The organism is Embleya sp. NPDC020630, from assembly GCF_044334985.1.
Taxonomy (GTDB): Bacteria; Actinomycetota; Actinomycetes; order Streptomycetales; family Streptomycetaceae; genus Embleya.
The window spans coordinates 149,083-165,428 of record NZ_JBIRUB010000017.1; the positions used below are offsets into that span (position 1 = coordinate 149,083).

Consider the following 16,346-nt stretch of genomic DNA (forward strand, 5'->3'; position numbering starts at 1 on the left):
GGTGGTAGGTGGTGTCGGGGAGTTCGCCGGGCGCCGAGCGCCGAGCGGCGGGCGCCGAACGCCGGATGTCAGGACAGGACTGCGGGCTTGAGTATTTGGGCGCACCACTGCTCGAAGCTGGTGGGCGAGGTGGTTTCCGGGGTGCGGGTGATGCCGGCGTCCAGGCCCTCGTCCTTGGCCCGCTTCATGTCGACGATGCTCTGCACGAACGCCTCGTTGAGGCCGTAGCCGACGAGGGCGGTGTACATGTCGTCCAGTGCCTGGCGCTCGTAGCGCACGGGGCGGCCGAACTGCTCGGTCATGATGCGGGCCAGGTCGTTGACGGACAGGTCCTCGGGGCCGAGGAGCGGGACGCTGCCGGTGCCGGTCCAGGAGCGGTCCAGGAGCAGGTCGGCCGCGGCGGCGGCGATGTCGGCGACGGCGACGAGGGGGGCCTTGCGGTCGGCCTCGACGGTGTCGGTGAAGAAGCCGTGTTCGCGGATCGAGTCGGCCTCCTCCAGGAAGTTCTCGAAGAAGGACGCGCAGGCCAGGGCCCGGTAGGCGGCGCCGCTTTCGGCGATGAGGTCGTCCATGGCCAGCGAGGTGGTGACGATGCCGGCCCGGTCGGCGAGCGCGGTGCCGCGCCCGAGTGCGGAGACGCCGACGACGTGGCCGACGCCGTGGGCGGCGAGCGCCTCGACGGCGGGGCGGCTGAAGCCGATGTACGCGTCGTGCGGGGTCAGCGCGGCGTCCGGGGGGACGAGCCAGAAGACGGCGTCCGCGCCGTCGAAGGCCCGGTCGAGGACGTCGGCGTCCGCGTGCGAGCCGGTGACCACGTCGACGGCTCCGCGCGCCTGTTCGGGGAGTCGGGCGGGGTCGCGCACGATCACGCGCAGTTCCTCGCCCGCGGCGGGGGCGGATTCCAGCAGCCCGGAGAGCAGGTGACGGCCGATGTTCCCGGTGGGAGCGGTGATGACGATCATGGAAAACCTCGTGTGTCGTGCCGGTTCGTTACGTCCCTCATCCTGCTGAGGAGCGCCGTGATGCCACAATGGGAACTTCGGCACGGAATCATTGACTGAAATGGAATAATGCTGGTGAGCAGCCCGGATCCGGTCATCGACGCCAATCTCGCCATCGCGCTGGATGCCCTGCTGGCCGAGCACAGCGTGACGCGCGCCGCCGCGCGGCTGCATACCTCGCCCGCCGCGATGAGCCGCAATCTCGCCCGGTTGCGCCGCATCCTCCAAGACCCCCTCCTGGTCCGGGCCGGGCAGGCGATGGTTCCCACCCCGCGCGCCCAGGCCCTGCGCGAGGAGGCCGCCGCGGTCGTCCGCAGCCTGGGGGCGCTGCTCGGGCCCGGGGCGAGTGTCGACCCTGCCGGACTGCGCAGTACGTTCACGCTCCAGGCGGCCGACGTGGTCGGCTCGGCGCTGGCGCCGGGGCTGCTGGAGCTGGGTCGGCGGGAGGCGCCGGGTGTCTCGTTCCGGATCCGGGCCGAGGAACTGGAGGCCGGGCCCGCCCTGCGCGACGGCCGGATCGACCTGGAGGTCGGTTCGATCGACCACGTGGACCCGGAGACCCGGGTCGAGACACTGGTCGAGCTGCGCATGGTGGCGGCCGTCCGGCCGGGCCATCCGCTGACCGAGGGGAAGCTGACGCCGGCCCGGCTCGCCGCCGCCGAACATGTCGCGGTCAGCCGTCGCGGCAGGTTCACCGGCCCCCTCGACGCCGCGTTGGCCGAGCACGGCCTGCGGCGGCGCGTCGGCATCGTCCTGCCCGCTCACCTGGCCGCGATGACCCTGGCCGCCCGCGGCGACGTCGTCTGCCTCGTACCCGCCGCACTCCCCGGCGCGGCCCACTCACTCCTCACCCGGGACGCCGAGGTCCTCGGCCTGCACCTGCTGGACATCCCCCTGGACCTGCCGGTGGTGACCATCGGCATGGCCTGGCACCCCCGGCACACCGCCGACGGCGCCCACCGCTGGCTCCGTGACGCGGTCCGCCGGACCCTGTGCGCACCGACGGACACCGGGGCCGCCCGGTCCCGGCAGCCGGGTGCGGACGAAGTCCGGTAGCCGGCCTGCCTCCAGTCGCTCCTCCAGGCCGGCCGGCACATCGGGGGAAGGCGCGTCGAAGTGGAGGTGGCCGGGGTCCTCCCGATCCCGGTCGCGAACCACGCGGGAGCCGGTGAGCGCGGGGGCGGACACGGCTTCGCCGCGGGCGAGACGCGGGCTCAGGGCGGCGACCGGCGTTGGGGCGCGGGAGGTGCCGGGGGCGACCAGAGGTCGGGGGCCGCGGGGGCGCGGCGGTATTCAGCCCAAACCCGCGAGATCATCGCCCCAGCGTCGACCCCGGTGCCGCCGGCGTGGCTAGCCTGTGTGCCGTCGTGATGATCACTTTCGACGGGGGTTGAGCTGCGTGCGATCGCGATGGGGGCAAAGATGTGCGGCCTTGGTGGCTGCGGTGGTGGTTTCGGCGGGGACGGGGGTGTCGGCGGCTCGGGCGCATTCGGTGCCGCCGAGTGATCCGCAGGCCACGTCCGCCACCCGCGATGTCCGGGACTGGCTCGGGCATTTGGGCAATCGGGCACAGAATCGGGTGGTGTCCGGGCAGTTCGCCGGATACAGCGGGAAGACGTTCTCCCTCGCCCAGGTGGAGGAGTCGAAGGCGCAGACCGGTGCGTATCCCGGGCTGCTGGGGTGCGACTACGGGCATGACGGCAACGCCATCGACCACACCTGCAACGCGACCTTGAAGGACTGGGCGGCGTCCGGTGGCCTGGTCACCGTCAGCGCCCACCTGCCCAATCCGGATCAGCCGGACTGGAGCGGGCTGTTCAGCAAGTTGGCCACGTTCGATCGGCTCACCGACCGCACCACCGGGACCGGTCGGCGCTGGCAGGCCGAACTCGACCGGGTCGCGGAGGGGTTGCGCGATCTCGCCGATGCGGGCGTGCCGGTGTTGTTCCGGCCGTTGCACGAGATGAACGGCGACTCGTTCTGGTGGAGCGCGCAGGATCCGCAGACGTTCGCCGCGGTGTGGCGTGACATGTACGGCTACCTCACCGAGGTCAAGGGCCTGCACAACCTGCTGTGGGTGTACGCGCCGGACTGCAACTACGGCAAACGCTCGTCCTATTACCCGGGTGGGGCGTATACCGATGTCGTCGGCCTGGACTGCTATGTGCGCGAGCCCGCCGCCGTTCAGGGGTACGACGAACTCGTCGCGCTGGGAAAGCCGTTCGCGTTCGCCGAGATCGGGCCGCGGAGCGGTCCCGGTGGGGTGATCGACGTGCCGTTGGACTACGGGAAGTGGATCGACGCGATCCGTACCCGATTCCCGGCCACCGCCTACTTCATGGCCTGGAACGACCAGTGGCGGCCGACCGCCAACACCGGTGCGGCCCGGCTGATGGGCGACCCGTGGACGATCACGCGCGGTGAGATCGCCCTGTCCGCGCGCACCGAGGGCGGGCCCATCCCCGCCGGAACACCCGTCCCGCTTGCGGACTTCGAGTCCGGCACGCAGGGTTGGGGCGGCTGGCAGGTACTGGCCGGGCCCTGGTCGGTGGACGAATGGGCGACGCAGGGCGGCCGATCCCTCAAGGCGGACGTCGATCTGGCCGCCCCCGAGGCGTACTTGAATCGCGTCGCCCCGCAAAACCTCACCGGATACCGCGCGTTGACCGCGACGGTCCGCACCGCCGAGTGGGGCAACCACGCCGCCGGCACCACCGCCAAGTTCTACATCCGCACCGGCGCGGGGTCGGCCTGGTACGACGGGGGAGCGGTCCGCGTCGGCCCGAACGGCGCGGTGTTGAGTCTGGATCTGAGCCGCGTGGCCGACCTCGGCGACGTCCGCGAGATCGGCGTACTGTTCCGGCCCGCCCCGGGCGCGAGCGGGCGCAGCGCGGTGTACGTGGACGACGTCACCGCGATCGCCGCGCCGACCCTGGTCTCCGGTTTCGAGTCCGGTACCGAGGGCTGGACCGGCTACCTCACCGCGACCGCGCCCGCGAGCACGAGCGACTGGGCGAGTGAGGGCGGCCGTTCGCTCGGCGCCGAGATCGACCTCGCGGCCCCGGAGGCGTACGTGGACCGCCGCGCGCAGTTCGACCTGTCCGGTCGCCGAACTCTGACCGCCACGGTCCGGGCCACGGCATCGGGCGGCACGGCCAAGCTCTACGTCAAGACCACCGCCGCCAATACGTGGTACGACGCCGGCGCCGTTCCGCTCGGGCCGGACGCCACGACCTTGACCCTCAATTTGGCCGGGGTCGGCTCGCCCGGCGACATCCGGGAGATCGGCGTGCAGTTCGAGCGTCGGGGCGCGGGTGGCACGGGCCGAGCCGTCGTGTTCGTCGACGAGGTCACGGTCCGCTGAACCCGGCGCCGCACGCCGCGACGGGCACGTGTCGCGGCGTGCGGCGCCGGCCGCCGTCCCGGTTCGGCCCGGAGGTGCCGGGCCGCCGGTCAGGCGGGCTGCGGGGCCTGCTCGGCGGCGGCGAGGCGGTCGATCAGGCGTGGGGTCAGTGGGCCGACCAGGGTTCCGGCGAAGGCGTGGCGCAGGGCTGCGGCGCGCATTTCGTTGACGAGGGTGTGGGTGACCGTGGCCGGGACGACCCAGCCGCCGTGGATGTGGCCGAGTACGCGGATGCCGGCGGCGGGGACGTCGGCGGCGCGCAGCGCCGCGAGGTAGTCCTCGGCCTGGTCGCGCAGTGGGTCGTATTCGGCCACCACGACCAGGGCCGGGGCCAGGCCGGACAGGTCGGCGGCGCGCAGCGGGGATACCAGCGGGTTGACGGCGGCCTCGGCTTCCGGCACGTAGTGCCGCGCGAACATGTTGAACTCGGCGACGGACAGGCCGGGTCGGGCCGGTTCGCCGGCGGCGACGGGGTCCGGCATCGGGGTGAGGTCGAACGGCGCGGCGTCCAGGACCTGGAGGCTGGGCTGCGGCAGGCCGCGTTCGCGCAGCGCCAGGCACATCGCGGCGGCCAGGTTGCCGCCCGCGCTCGCGCCGCCGATGGCGACCAGGTTCGGATCGATGCCGAGTTCGCCGGCGTGTTGAAGGAGCCACGCGTAGGCGGTCAGGCAGTCGTCCAGCGGGGTGGGGAAGGGGTGTTCGGGGGCGAGCCGGTAGTCGACGTGGACCACGGCGCACGGGACGAGCGAGGCCACGGGTCCGCACTCGGCCTCGGCGGTGTCCAGGTTGCCCAGTACCCAGCCGCCGCCGTGCAGGAAGAAGTAGGCGGGGACGGGCGTTTGCGGGTTCCTCGGCCGCCACACCCGCACCGCGATGTCGCCGTCGGCGACGGGCACGGTGTGCTCGGTGACCTCGATGTCGGGGCCCGGCGGGAACGCCGCGAGCCGCATGGTGGCGGCGGACTGCGCGCGCCGCAGCGCCAGATCCCGCGGCTCGGGCTGCGCCCCGGCGGCCACACGCTGCAACAGTCGCACCACAGGTGGATCGATCCGCACAAGCATCTCCTTCGACAAGCCGGCCGAACGGCCGGACAACTCGGAATTTTCGGACCCGAAACGAAGTCCCGTCCCACCGCCCGAGCGGCGCCCCGGCCCGGTCCCCGCGCGGCCGGCGGCCGGCGGCTCCCTCGGGTCGGCTGCCGGGTCGATGTCGGGTTCGTGGAGGGCGGCTATTCGACCCGTTGTGATCACTCGCTGGTAGGCGCGGGCGCTGGGGTGGATCACGCGTTGCAGGTCGTTGGCGCGGTCGATGCCGATCAGGCCGAAGCGGGGACGGTAGCCGTGTGTCCACTCGAAGTTGTCGAACGCGGACCAGTGGAGGTATCCGCGCACGTCGACGCCGTCCGCGAGGGCCGCCCGGACGGCGCGCAGGTGGCTGTCCAGGTAGGCCACCCGCTCGGCGTCGTCGGTGGTGGCGATGCCGTTCTCGGTGATGTAGATCGGCAGGCCGGTGGTTTTGCCGGCCGACCGCAACATCTCGGTGAGCCCGTCCGGGTAGACCTCCCACCCCATCTGCGTGGTGGGCGTGCCCGCCGGCGGCTCGCCCAGTCGCTGCTGTTCCAGCGCCGCGTTCACCCGGGCGCGGGTGTAGTACTGCACGCCCACCCAGTCGCCCGCATCGGACGCGTTGCGCAGGTGTTCCAGGTGCCGGGTGACCAGCATCTCCCGGTACCAGTCCGCCAGTTCGACGTCGGCGGCGCCGTCCGGGTCGGCCGGTTGTATCAGCGGGAGTTGCAGGCACACGCCCACCCGCGTGTTCGGCGCGGTCGCGCGCAGCGCGGTCACGGCGGCGTCGTGCGCGCGCATCAGGCTCTCGTTGGCGGCGACCATCCGATCCCGATCGCGGTACCCGGGTGGGTGGTTGCCCTTCAGGTAGCCGTTGAACGCGACGATCTGCGGCTCGTTGATCGTGCCCGCGAAGGGGATGCGATCCCCGAGCCGCCGCCCGGCCTCGGCGGCGAACTCCGCGAAGATCTCGGGCGCGTCGGGCGCGAGCCAGCCGCCGGACGCGGCGAACCAGCGCGGCAGGGTGAAGTGTTGGAGGGTGACGAACGCCGCGAGGCCGTGCTCGCGCACACCGTCAAGCACCCGCGCGTAGTGGTCGAACGCGGCGGCGTCCCACACCCCGCGCGAGGGGGCGAGCCGGGACCACTCGATCGACATCCGGTGCGCGGTGTGCCCGAGTTCGGCCAGCAGCGCGATGTCGGTCGGCCAGCGGCACCACTGGTCGATGCCCGCGCCGCTGGGTTCGGCGGTGCGGCCGGCGTTCTCCCAGTCGATCCAGTCGTTGTCGGTCAGGCCGCCCTCGACCTGGTGGGCCGCGGTGGCCGCGCCCCACAGAAACGCGGGCGGGAAGTCCCGACCGCCGCCGTCGATCATCCTTGTACCTCCTCGGGCGCGCCGGTCTCGGCCGGCTCGGGATCGGTGGCCAGGTCCCGGATCAGCGTCCGGGCGTACTCCTCGATGCTGACCACCAGGTCGACCTCCTCGGGATCGAGCAGCCACTGGGAGGCGATGCCGTCGAGCGCGGCCAGGATCTCGATCGCCTTCAGCTCCGGACTCACGTCCGCCCGCATCTCGCCGCCGCGCTGGCCTTCGCGGATCATCCCGGCGACCACCGCGCGCATCTCGCGGTAGCGCCGGACGAAGAAGTCGTGCTCCGGGTCGCCCGGATCCAGGTTCTCCGCGAGCAGCACCGCGAACAGCTTGGCCAGACCGGGCTGTTCGCGGTTGCGGTGGGCGAACGCGGGCATCTCCCGCAGCGCCTGGAGCCCGCCCACCGCGGCGATGTCCCGGGCGAATGCCTGACTGCGCAGGTCCCGGTGCTCGACCACGGCCCGGAGCAGGCCCTCCTTGCTGCCGAAGTGGTAGAGCAGGCCGGGCTCGGTGATGCCGACCCGCTGGGCCACCTCCGCCATACCGGTGCCGCGAAAGCCCGCCCGGGCGAACAATTCCGACGCGGCGGCGACGATCTCCCGACGTCGCTCCTCCCCCTTCGCGGTCGGCGCCTTGGTGCGGCCCCGCGCGCGGCCGACGGCTGGTTTACGTGCATCCGAATTCTCAGTCACATCGGCACTCTAGATTATTTACTTAGTCCTTAGTAAGTTCCATCCCGTCGAAAGTTCACGACACCTGGATCGGAGCTCACGCCATGAGCAGATCGAGAATCCTCCTCGCCCTGGGCGCGCTGTCCCTGACCCTGGCCGCCGCCGTCATCCCGACGGGCACGTCCGCCGCCCCGAACAGCACGCCGAACAGCGCCACGAACATCGCCGCGAACACCGCCACGAACATCCCGGCGAACACCACCTCGACCGCCGACGCGGCCGGCAAGAGCCTGACCTCCCCGCTCAAGGAGACGGTCTGGCTCTGTCGCCCCGGCATCGCGACCAACCCGTGCAACCAGGACCTCGCCGGCAACCCGCAACGCCCCGGCCCCGACGGCACGTTCAGCGCCCGCTACCTCAACGGGGCGACCACCACGCTCGACGCCACCTCGGTCCGCGCCGACGGCTCGCGCGTACCCGAGCCGTTCGCCGCGCCGGCGAACCCGCAGATCGACTGCTTCTACGCGTACCCCACCGTCGACCTGCTGCCCAACCCGCTCCTGCGGATCGGATCCCTGCCCCCGAGCCCGTCCAACAGCGCGCTCGCGGCCGCCCTCGACCAGATCGGCCGCTTCGCCGGCACGTGTCGGGTGTTCGCCCCGATGTATCGGCAGGCGTCCTTCTCCGAACTGCTGGTCGGCGGCCTGGGCGTGCCGCTGGACGCGGAGACCGGCTCGCGCGACGTCCTGGACGCCTGGCGCGACTACTGGGCCAACCACAACACCGACCCGGTCACCCACCAGCGGCGCGGTGTGGTGCTCCTGGGCCACTCCCAGGGCACCGGCGTGTTGTCCCGGGTGATGCAGCAGGAGATCGACGGCAACCCGGCCGTGCAGGACCGGTTGGTGTCGGCGGTGCTGCTCGGCGGCTACCTCCAGGTGCCGATCGGTGGGACCCAGGGCGGTGGCGCCGACCCGGCCTCGACGTTCCAGCACATCCCCACGTGCGTACGCTCCGGGCCCCAGGCGCCGATCCCGACCGGGTGCGTGGTGGCGTACAACAGCTACGCGCTGCCGCCCGGGGGCGGGCTCCCGGCCGGATCGGCGTTCGGCCGCACACCCATACCGGGGCACCAGATGATGTGCGTCAACCCGGCCGCGTTGTTGCGCGGCACTGCGGCCGACACGGCGACACCGCTGGACATGTACATGCCCACCCGCCGTCTGATGGACGGCAACTGGCTCAACCCGCGCGGCCACCTCGCGCACGTGTTGTCCGCGTACGAGTTGGCCGACGACCCGTCCGGCTACACCCGGTACCAGGACAGGATCAGCGGGAAGTGCGCCTTCACCCAGGACGCGAACGGCACCGCGACCTGGTTCGACATCACCGGCGGCGCCGGGATGTTCCCCGACAGCGGCCTGTCCGTCCCGCTGGGCACGCACACCGTCGACTACAACGTCGCGATGGGCGACCTCACCGCGCTGATCGCCGCCCAGGCGAACACGTGGCGGGCGGCCCACCCGGCCTGACCCGACCGGCCCACCCGGGCCGACCGACCCGGCTCGCTCGGCCCACCCGGGCCCGCTCGGCCCGCCCCACCCGGCGCCCGCACCACATCCGCGCCACCGCACCCGCACCGCCGCAGCACCGGCCGCGCCCACCCGCATCCCCGGGCCGTCCGGCGGCGATTCGAGCACGCCGCGAGGTCGGCCGAAATGCCCGGCCATATCCATCGACCCACGTAACCGTCGCGTGAATACGCCGGGTATCCCGACCGCACGCTTCCGTTACGTGTAACGGCCAACATTTCGGCCGGCCGACCGCACCGGGGAATTCGATTCCCGAATTCGTCCCGCGAATTCGACTAAGGACCAGTCATGACCATCCTGGGACGCCGCCGCGTAGCGGCCCTCGCCACCGCCGGACTCGTCGTGGCCGCCGTCGCCGGCTGCGGCGGCTCGAACACCTCGAAGGGCGCCGGCGGCAAGACCCTGACCCTGGCCGCCGCGGCCGACGCGGCGAGCCTGGACCCGGCGAAGACGGCCGGGGGCAACATGCTCGCCTACCTCCAGCCCCTGTACGACGCGCTCACCACGGTCAACCCCGACCAGAGCGTCGGCCCGGGGCTGGCCACCGCGTGGACCTACACCGACCCCGAGCGCCGGCACCTGCGGATGACCCTGCGCGAGGGCGTCACGTTCAGCGACGGCACCCCGTTCGACGCGTCCGCGGTCAAACAGAACCTGGACCGCATGGCCACGAGCAACGGACCCAGCTCGTTCGCGGTCGCCACCGTCGCCGGCGTCACGGTCAACAGCCCCACCGAGGTCGAACTGGCCCTGAAAACCCCGGATCCGGCGCTGCTGTTCAACCTCGGCCTGGTCGCCGGGATGATGGTCGGCCCCAAAGCCTTCGCCGACGCCAACGCACAACCCGTGGGCACCGGCCCGTACATCCTGGACACCGGCCACACCACCCGCGGCGACCGCTACACCTACACCCGCAACCCGCGCTACCGCACCCCCGCGGCGTACCCGTTCGACAAGGTCGTGATCAAGGCGATCCCGGACACCAACGCCCGCACCACCGCGCTGCTCACCGGCCAGGCCGACGCCGGCATCGGCGCCCCGGCCCGGATGGACGCCGCCAAACAGGCGGGCCTGACCGTGACCCGCCAACCCGGCCAGGTCACCGGCCTGTGGCTGGTCGACCGGGACGGCAAGATCGCCCCGCCGCTCAAGGACGCCCGCGTGCGCCAGGCGATCAACCACGCGGTCGACGGCCCCGGCATCCTCAAGGCCATCATGGCCGGCGTCGGCACCCCCACCACGCAGATGTTCGCGGCCGGATCCCCGGCGTACGACCCGGAATTGGACCGCAAGTATCCCTACGACCCGGCCCGCGCCAAGCAGTTGCTCACCGAGGCCGGCTTCCCCGACGGCTTCAAGCTCAGCCTGCCCAGCGAGAACGCCTTCGTGCCCGCGATCTACCCGGTGCTGGCCGAGCAGTTGAACCAGGTCGGCATCAAGGTCGAGTACACCCCGGTGAGCACCAACCAGCTCTCCGTGCAGTACTTCAGCGGCCGATTCCCGGCGTTCATGTACGTCTGGGGCACCACGCAGAACTGGATCGACGCCAACGCGCTGCTGTCCCCCACCGCGCCGACCAATCCGTTCAAGGTCAACGACCCGGTCGCGGTCGACCTGCTGGCACGGATCGCCAAGGCGAGCGATCAGGACCAGGGCCCGCTGTATCGGCAGTTGAACGCACACGTGGTCGAACAGGCTTGGTTCGCGCCGCTCTTCCGCGGCGAGACGGTGATGTTCTCGGCCAAGCGGATCACGCTGAGCAACCAGCCCGGACAGACCTTCTTCTCCCTGTCCGACTACAAACTCGCCGGCTGAGCGTCGCCATGATCACCTTCCTCACCCGTCGGTTGATCTCGGCCGTCGCCCTGCTGCTCGTGGTCTCCGCGCTGACCTTCTTCCTGATGGACCTGCTGCCCGACCCGGGCCGCGGCATCCTGGGCGTGTCCGCCACCGACGAACAACTGGCGGCCAAACGCGAGGAGTTGGGCCTGGACCGGCCGGTCGTGCCGCGCTACCTGGACTGGTTGTGGGCGGCGCTGCGCGGCGACCTGGGCACCTCGTGGACCACCGGCCTCGACGTCTCCGACTCGATCGGCACCAAACTGCCGGTGACGCTGTCCCTGACCCTGACCGCGACCCTGGTCTGCGCGCTGTTCGGCATCGCCCTCGGGCTGTTCGCCGCGATCCGGCGCGGGATCGTGGACCGCTCGGTGCACGTGCTCGCCGTGGCCGGCTTCGCGATCCCGGGCCTTTGGGTGGGCATCCTGCTGGTGGCGCTGTTCGCGGTGAAGCTCGACTGGCTGCCCGCCACCGGCTATGTACCGTTCGCCGAATCGCCCGTGGACTGGGCCCGTTCGCTGGTGCTCCCGGTGGCCACCATCGCCGTCTCCGGGATCGCCGCGATCGCCCAGCAGACCCGCAACGCGGTGGCCACGGTCCTGGAGCGGGACTACGTACGGACCCTGCGCAGCCGCGGACTGCCGCCACGGCGCGTGCTGTTGGTCCACGTGCTGCGCAACGCGACCCCGCCCGCGCTGACCGTGGTCGGCCTCCAGTTCATCGGGCTGCTCGGCGGCGCGCTGGTGATCGAGCAGATCTTCGCGCTGCCCGGTCTCGGTTCGCTGGCCATCGGCGCGACCTCGCAGTCGGACGTACCCACCGTGCAGGGGGTCGTCCTGGTGAGTGTGTGCGTCGTGGTCTCCGTCAACCTGGTCGTCGATCTGGCGACCGGCGTGCTCGATCCGAAAGTCGGCATGAGATGAACGACAACCAGACCGCGGCCATCGCGCCGCCGACCGCCGCTCAGGCCCCGGCGGAGTCCGCGCAACGGGGCAGGCCCGCGGCCGAGTCCGTCCCGGCCGCCGCACCGCGCCGGCACGGGCCCGCCGGGCGCTTCCTCCGGGACCCGATCGCGGTCGCCGCGTCGGCCGTGCTGCTGCTGGTGATCGTGACCGGCGTGTTCGCGGGGTTGTTGAGCGAACACGGTCCCAACAAGGCCGCGTTGGACGCGGTCCTGGCCGACCCGTCGAGCACCCATCCGCTCGGCGGCGACGGCTCCGGCCGGGACGTACTGAGCCGGCTGCTGTACGGCAGCCGCACCAGCCTGTTCGCCGGCGCCATCGCCACCGGGGTGGCGCTGCTGATCGGCGTGCCCACCGGGCTCGCGGCCGGCTACGTGGGCGGCTGGTGGGACGCGCTGTCGAGTTGGGTGGCCAATCTGTTCCTGGCCCTTCCCGGCGTGGTGGTCCTGCTCGCCCTCGTCGCGGTGGAGGGGCCCGGCCTGGTCGGCTCGATGGTCGTGCTCGGCGTACTCACCGCCGCCCCCGTCTTTCGGCTGGTGCGCGGCGAGGTGAAACGGGTGCGCGGGGAGCAGTATGTGGACGCCGCGCGGGTCGCCGGCCTGTCCGACCCCCGGATCATGGGGCGGCACATCCTGCGCGTGGTGCGGGTCCCGATCATCACCCAGGCGTCGTTGATCTTCGGCCTCGCGCTGATCATCGAATCCGGCATCGCCTTCCTCGGCCTGGGCGAGGCGGACCGGGCCAGTTGGGGGGCGATGCTCAACGACGCCTCGGTACACGTGTACGACAACGCGATGTTGTCGGTGTGGCCGGGCGCGGCGATCACCCTCACCGTGCTGGCGGTCACGCTGCTCGGCGCGGGACTGCGGGACGCCTTCGAGGACGTGCCCAAGCCGGCCCCGGCGTCGCGGCGTCGGCGGGTACGGGGGTCGGCCCGCGAGCGGGCGGTGGGCGTGGACACCGGCGCGCTGCTCGTGGTGGACGGCCTGGAGGTCGCCTACCCGACGCCCGGTGGCGAGGCCGCCGTCGTGGACGCGGTGTCACTGAGCGTGGATCGGGGCGAAATCCTGGGCCTGGTGGGCGAATCCGGGTGCGGCAAGACGCAAACCGCGCTGGCCGTACTGCGCCTGCTGCCCGCCGGGGGCGAGATCCGGGCCGGACGGGTGGTGTTCGACGGGCGTGACCTCGCGGCGCTGTCCGAGCGGGAGGTGAACGCGCTGCGCGGGCGCCGGATCGGCTACATCCCGCAGGACCCGATGTCCAATCTCGACCCGAGCTTTCGGATCGGCAGCCAACTGGTCGAGCCGCTGCGCGCGCACCTGGGTCTGTCCCGCGACGCCGCCCGCCGCCGGGCCCTGGAACTCCTGGACCGGGTGGGCATCGCCGACCCCGCCCGGGTGTTCGCCGCCTACCCGCACCAGGTCTCCGGAGGCATGGCCCAGCGCATCCTGATCGCGGGCGCGGTCGCCGCCGAACCCGACCTGTTGATCGCGGACGAGCCGACGACGGCGCTCGATGTCACCGTGCAGGCCGAGATCCTGGACCTGCTGCGCTCGCTCCAGCGCGAGCACGGCATGGGGATGATCCTGGTGACCCACGACCTGGGCGTGGTCGCGGACATCTGCGACCGGGTGGCGGTGATGTACGCCGGGGAGATCGTCGAAACCGCGACCTCGGCGGACCTGTTCGCCCGCCCGGCGCACCCGTACTCCGCCGCGCTGCTCGCCGCCATCGCGGACGGCGCCGGCGCCCGGAGCCGACTGCCCACCATCCCGGACCGGGTGCCCTCGGTCCACGACCGGCCCAGCGGCTGCCGATTCGCTCCGCGCTGCGCGTACGCCGCACCCGACTGCGCGGTCCACCCGGAGCCGACCACCCACCGCGACGGCGTGGTGCGCTGCGTCCGCGTGGAGAACGAGGTGATCGTATGGAACCGGTGAACGCGACGGCCACCGCGGACGCGCCGCGGCCGCTGCTCGCCGTCGACAAACTGGTGGTGGAGTACCGCAGCGGCGGTCGGCGGCGCCCGTCGCTGCGCGTGCTGCACGAGGTGAGTCTGGAGGTACACGCGCACGAAACCGTCGGCCTGGTCGGCGAGTCCGGCTCCGGCAAGACCACCCTCGGGCGCGCGGTACTCGGCCTCGCGCCGGTGGCCGGCGGCACGATCACCTTCGCCGGCACCCGGATCGAGGGCCTTGGCCGCCGGGCGCGGCGCGGGCTGAGCCGGGACATCCAGGTGGTGTTCCAGGACCCCTACGGCTCGCTGAACCCGTCGATGACCATCGGGGACATCCTCACCGAACCGCTCACCGCGCGGCATACGCACACCCGCCGGGCGGCGCGTGAGCGGATCGGCGAACTGCTCGACGCGGTCGGCCTCCCGGCGGACACCGCCGAGCGCTCGGCCCGCGAACTCTCCGGCGGCCAGCGGCAACGCGTCGCCATCGCCCGCGCGCTCGCGCCCGCGCCGCGCCTGATCATCTGCGACGAGCCGGTGAGCGCGCTCGACCTGTCCACCCGGGCACAGGTGATCAACCTGCTCGTCGAACTCCAGCAGGCCACGGGCGTGGCCTACCTGTTCATCGCGCACGACCTGTCGGTGGTCGGCCACGTGAGCGACCGGGTCGCGGTGATGTCGCGCGGCGAGATCGTCGAATGCGGGGACGCGGCGCGAGTCACCACCGACCCCGAACACCCGTACACACGCGCCCTGTTGCTGGCGGCCCCGGTACCGAACCCGGCCCGCCAGGCGGAACGGCGCGCGGCCCGGCATCGGTTGGCGGCGCAGGGGGCGCAGGGGGCGCAGGGGGCGCAGGGGGCGCGGGTGGGGTAGGCGGGGCGGCGCGGCGAAGACTCGGTGGTGGTGAGGCGCCGATCGGCCGAGGAGGCGGAAGGGCGGCGGGCCGGCCCGAGTTCGGCCACCGGTCCGGCTCGCCGCCCTGGGACCCGTCGCCCGGGTCGGTCCGGCCGTGGCAGCTCTTCCGCATGGCGCCGAACCGCCACCGGCCGCACCCCGCTCCCGGCGAAGCGGCCCGGACCGGCCGGTCCCGCGCTCGGGACCGACCCGCCCGGCGCGGCCGGGGCCAGGCACGGGTCGGGCCTGGGAGTACGCCGCGCATGCGCCGTCCGGGCCGAGGTCGCGTCGGCCGCGAGCACGTCGGGATACGCCGCCGGGAAGCTCTGCGGATCGTCCGCCTCGGCGCCGTGCGCCCGCGTGGACCGCTGTGACGATGGCGCAGGCAAGGCCGCCGACGGTGACGGCGCCCGGCGCGGTGCACGCGCGCACGGCGAGCATGCGGCTGCCCGGGGCGATGCCGACCAACTCCGATCCCGGGCGTCGGCCGCGCCGCGATGATCCCGGCCACGAACGTGCCATGCCCGACACGGTCGGCCGGCCTGTCGAGCACGGCCCCGGCGAGGGCCGGCATCCGCCCGTCCGCCCCCGCGGCCAAGGCCCCCTCGCCGCAGGTCGGCGCCCCGGCCTGCCGCGGTGCCGACGCCTGCCGGGCCCACGGGACTTGCGCCACGACGATGGGCGAGGCCGGGACGCGGCGGCCGGCCCGCACGGTATCGCGCACCGGCGGCGGGCCGACCGGATCGGCAGGGAGGCGGCGGCCACGCCGGGACCGGCACGCGCGATCGTCGCGCCGAACGGGGGCCGGCCCGCCGTGCCCGCTCTGGCATCATGGACAAGCGGAACGCTGTTCCGACGGCGGATCCGGCGGGAGAGGGGCGGCAGGGTGAAGGACGGCGTGGAGCGGCCCAAGCGCGTGGACGCGCGGCGCAACGAGGAGATCCTGCTCGATGCCGCAGCCGCGGTCTTCGTGACCTCGGGCGTGGAGGCCCCGGTGCGCGACATCGCGGCCCGGGCCGGAGTCGGCACGGGCACGATCTACCGCCACTTCCCGACCCGGGCGGACCTGATCATCGCGGTGTATCGGCACCAGGTGCAGACCTGCGCCGAGGCCGGACCGGAGTTGCTCGCGACCGGCGCGACCCCGTACGCCGCGCTGGGGCGCTGGATCGACCTGTTCGTCGACTTCCTGGTCACCAAGCACGGCCTCGCGGCCGTGTTGCAGTCGGACAACGCCGGCTTCGAGGCGCTGCTGCACTACTTCCTCGATCGGCTCCTGCCGGTGTGCACCGAACTGCTGGCCGCCGCGGCCGCCGCCGGCGAGATTCGCCCCGACATCGAGGCGTACGAGCTGATGCGCGGTGTCGGCAACCTCTGCATCGGCGCCGACAACGACGCGCGCTACGACGCGCGGCGGCTGGCGCAGATCCTGATCGCCGGCCTGCGAGTGAAGCCCTAGGTCCTGTCCGGCGGATCTTGGCGGGGCCGCGTCGTCCGGCATCCGCCCTTCGGGCTCCTCGCTGCGCTCGCCTCGCCGCACCGGAGAAACAGCCGAAGAGAACCACTATGCGGCTGCTTCTCCGGCACGC

The 16,346-nt window shown here is 72.7% G+C and carries 11 protein-coding genes; 8 read left to right on the forward strand and 3 right to left on the reverse strand.

Annotated elements, in window-relative coordinates; all coding sequences use genetic code 11:
• Nucleotides 1-68 precede the first annotated feature (68 nt).
• A complete protein-coding gene (locus ACH4XV_RS37780) occupies nucleotides 69-962 on the reverse strand; it encodes an NAD(P)H-binding protein (protein WP_395797274.1) in 894 nt (297 codons plus the stop codon).
• Between the two features lie 108 nt (nucleotides 963-1,070).
• Here ACH4XV_RS37780 and ACH4XV_RS37785 point away from each other — a divergent pair, with 108 nt between their 5' ends.
• Together ACH4XV_RS37785 and ACH4XV_RS37790 are read left to right on the forward strand one after the other, a co-directional pair.
• The gene (locus tag ACH4XV_RS37785; protein ID WP_395797276.1) at nucleotides 1,071-2,057 is read left to right on the forward strand and encodes a LysR family transcriptional regulator; all 987 of its coding nucleotides are present in this window, start codon (nucleotides 1,071-1,073) and stop codon (nucleotides 2,055-2,057) included.
• Between the two features lie 436 nt (nucleotides 2,058-2,493).
• Nucleotides 2,494-4,365 (forward strand): glycosyl hydrolase, encoded by a 1,872-nt coding sequence (locus tag ACH4XV_RS37790; RefSeq protein WP_395797301.1) that lies wholly within the window; start codon nucleotides 2,494-2,496, stop codon nucleotides 4,363-4,365.
• Nucleotides 4,366-4,454: 89 nt separating this feature from the next.
• Here ACH4XV_RS37790 and ACH4XV_RS37795 read toward each other — a convergent pair whose 3' ends face one another.
• Both ACH4XV_RS37795 and ACH4XV_RS37800 read right to left on the reverse strand, forming a co-directional pair.
• Nucleotides 4,455-6,842, reverse strand: coding sequence for a family 1 glycosylhydrolase (locus ACH4XV_RS37795; RefSeq protein ID WP_395797277.1), 2,388 nt, complete (start codon nucleotides 6,840-6,842; stop codon nucleotides 4,455-4,457).
• Nucleotides 6,839-7,531: a TetR/AcrR family transcriptional regulator gene (locus ACH4XV_RS37800; protein WP_395797278.1), complete on the reverse strand. Its 693-nt coding sequence runs from the start codon at nucleotides 7,529-7,531 to the stop codon at nucleotides 6,839-6,841. Before ACH4XV_RS37800 ends, ACH4XV_RS37795 begins: the two co-directional genes overlap by 4 nt.
• An 83-nt stretch (nucleotides 7,532-7,614) precedes the next feature.
• On the opposite strand from ACH4XV_RS37800, the gene ACH4XV_RS37805 reads away from it, so the two are divergent.
• From ACH4XV_RS37805 to ACH4XV_RS37830, 6 genes are all read left to right on the forward strand, one after another.
• Nucleotides 7,615-9,042, forward strand: a complete 1,428-nt coding sequence (locus ACH4XV_RS37805; RefSeq protein WP_395797280.1) for a DUF3089 domain-containing protein — start codon at nucleotides 7,615-7,617, stop codon at nucleotides 9,040-9,042.
• A gap of 348 nt (nucleotides 9,043-9,390) precedes the next feature.
• Nucleotides 9,391-10,917, forward strand: a complete 1,527-nt coding sequence (locus ACH4XV_RS37810; protein ID WP_395797282.1) for an ABC transporter substrate-binding protein — start codon at nucleotides 9,391-9,393, stop codon at nucleotides 10,915-10,917.
• 8 nt (nucleotides 10,918-10,925) lie between these two features.
• Nucleotides 10,926-11,864 carry an ABC transporter permease gene (locus ACH4XV_RS37815; RefSeq protein ID WP_395797284.1) on the forward strand — a complete coding sequence of 313 codons (939 nt, stop codon included), beginning with the start codon at nucleotides 10,926-10,928 and terminating at the stop codon, nucleotides 11,862-11,864.
• A complete protein-coding gene (locus ACH4XV_RS37820; RefSeq protein WP_395797286.1) occupies nucleotides 11,861-13,843 on the forward strand; it encodes a dipeptide/oligopeptide/nickel ABC transporter permease/ATP-binding protein in 1,983 nt (660 codons plus the stop codon). Before ACH4XV_RS37815 ends, ACH4XV_RS37820 begins: the two co-directional genes overlap by 4 nt.
• A complete protein-coding gene (locus ACH4XV_RS37825; RefSeq protein ID WP_395797288.1) occupies nucleotides 13,831-14,736 on the forward strand; it encodes an ATP-binding cassette domain-containing protein in 906 nt (301 codons plus the stop codon). Before ACH4XV_RS37820 ends, ACH4XV_RS37825 begins: the two co-directional genes overlap by 13 nt.
• Nucleotides 14,737-15,643: 907 nt before the next feature.
• Entirely contained in the window at nucleotides 15,644-16,216 is a 573-nt protein-coding gene (locus ACH4XV_RS37830; RefSeq protein ID WP_395797290.1) for a TetR/AcrR family transcriptional regulator, read from the forward strand.
• Nucleotides 16,217-16,346: the final 130 nt, after the last annotated feature.

Excerpts from the sequence above, each read along its gene's own strand:
- ACH4XV_RS37780 (WP_395797274.1), bottom strand. The coding sequence starts at position 962 with ATGATCGTCATCACCGCTCCCACCGGGAACATCGGCCGTCACCTGCTC.
- ACH4XV_RS37785 (WP_395797276.1), top strand. The coding sequence starts at position 1,071 with ATGCTGGTGAGCAGCCCGGATCCGGTCATCGACGCCAATCTCGCCATC.
- ACH4XV_RS37795 (WP_395797277.1), bottom strand. The coding sequence starts at position 6,842 with ATGATCGACGGCGGCGGTCGGGACTTCCCGCCCGCGTTTCTGTGGGGC.
- ACH4XV_RS37805 (WP_395797280.1), top strand. The coding sequence starts at position 7,615 with ATGAGCAGATCGAGAATCCTCCTCGCCCTGGGCGCGCTGTCCCTGACC.
- ACH4XV_RS37810 (WP_395797282.1), top strand. The coding sequence starts at position 9,391 with ATGACCATCCTGGGACGCCGCCGCGTAGCGGCCCTCGCCACCGCCGGA.
- ACH4XV_RS37815 (WP_395797284.1), top strand. The coding sequence starts at position 10,926 with ATGATCACCTTCCTCACCCGTCGGTTGATCTCGGCCGTCGCCCTGCTG.
- ACH4XV_RS37820 (WP_395797286.1), top strand. The coding sequence starts at position 11,861 with ATGAACGACAACCAGACCGCGGCCATCGCGCCGCCGACCGCCGCTCAG.
- ACH4XV_RS37825 (WP_395797288.1), top strand. The coding sequence starts at position 13,831 with ATGGAACCGGTGAACGCGACGGCCACCGCGGACGCGCCGCGGCCGCTG.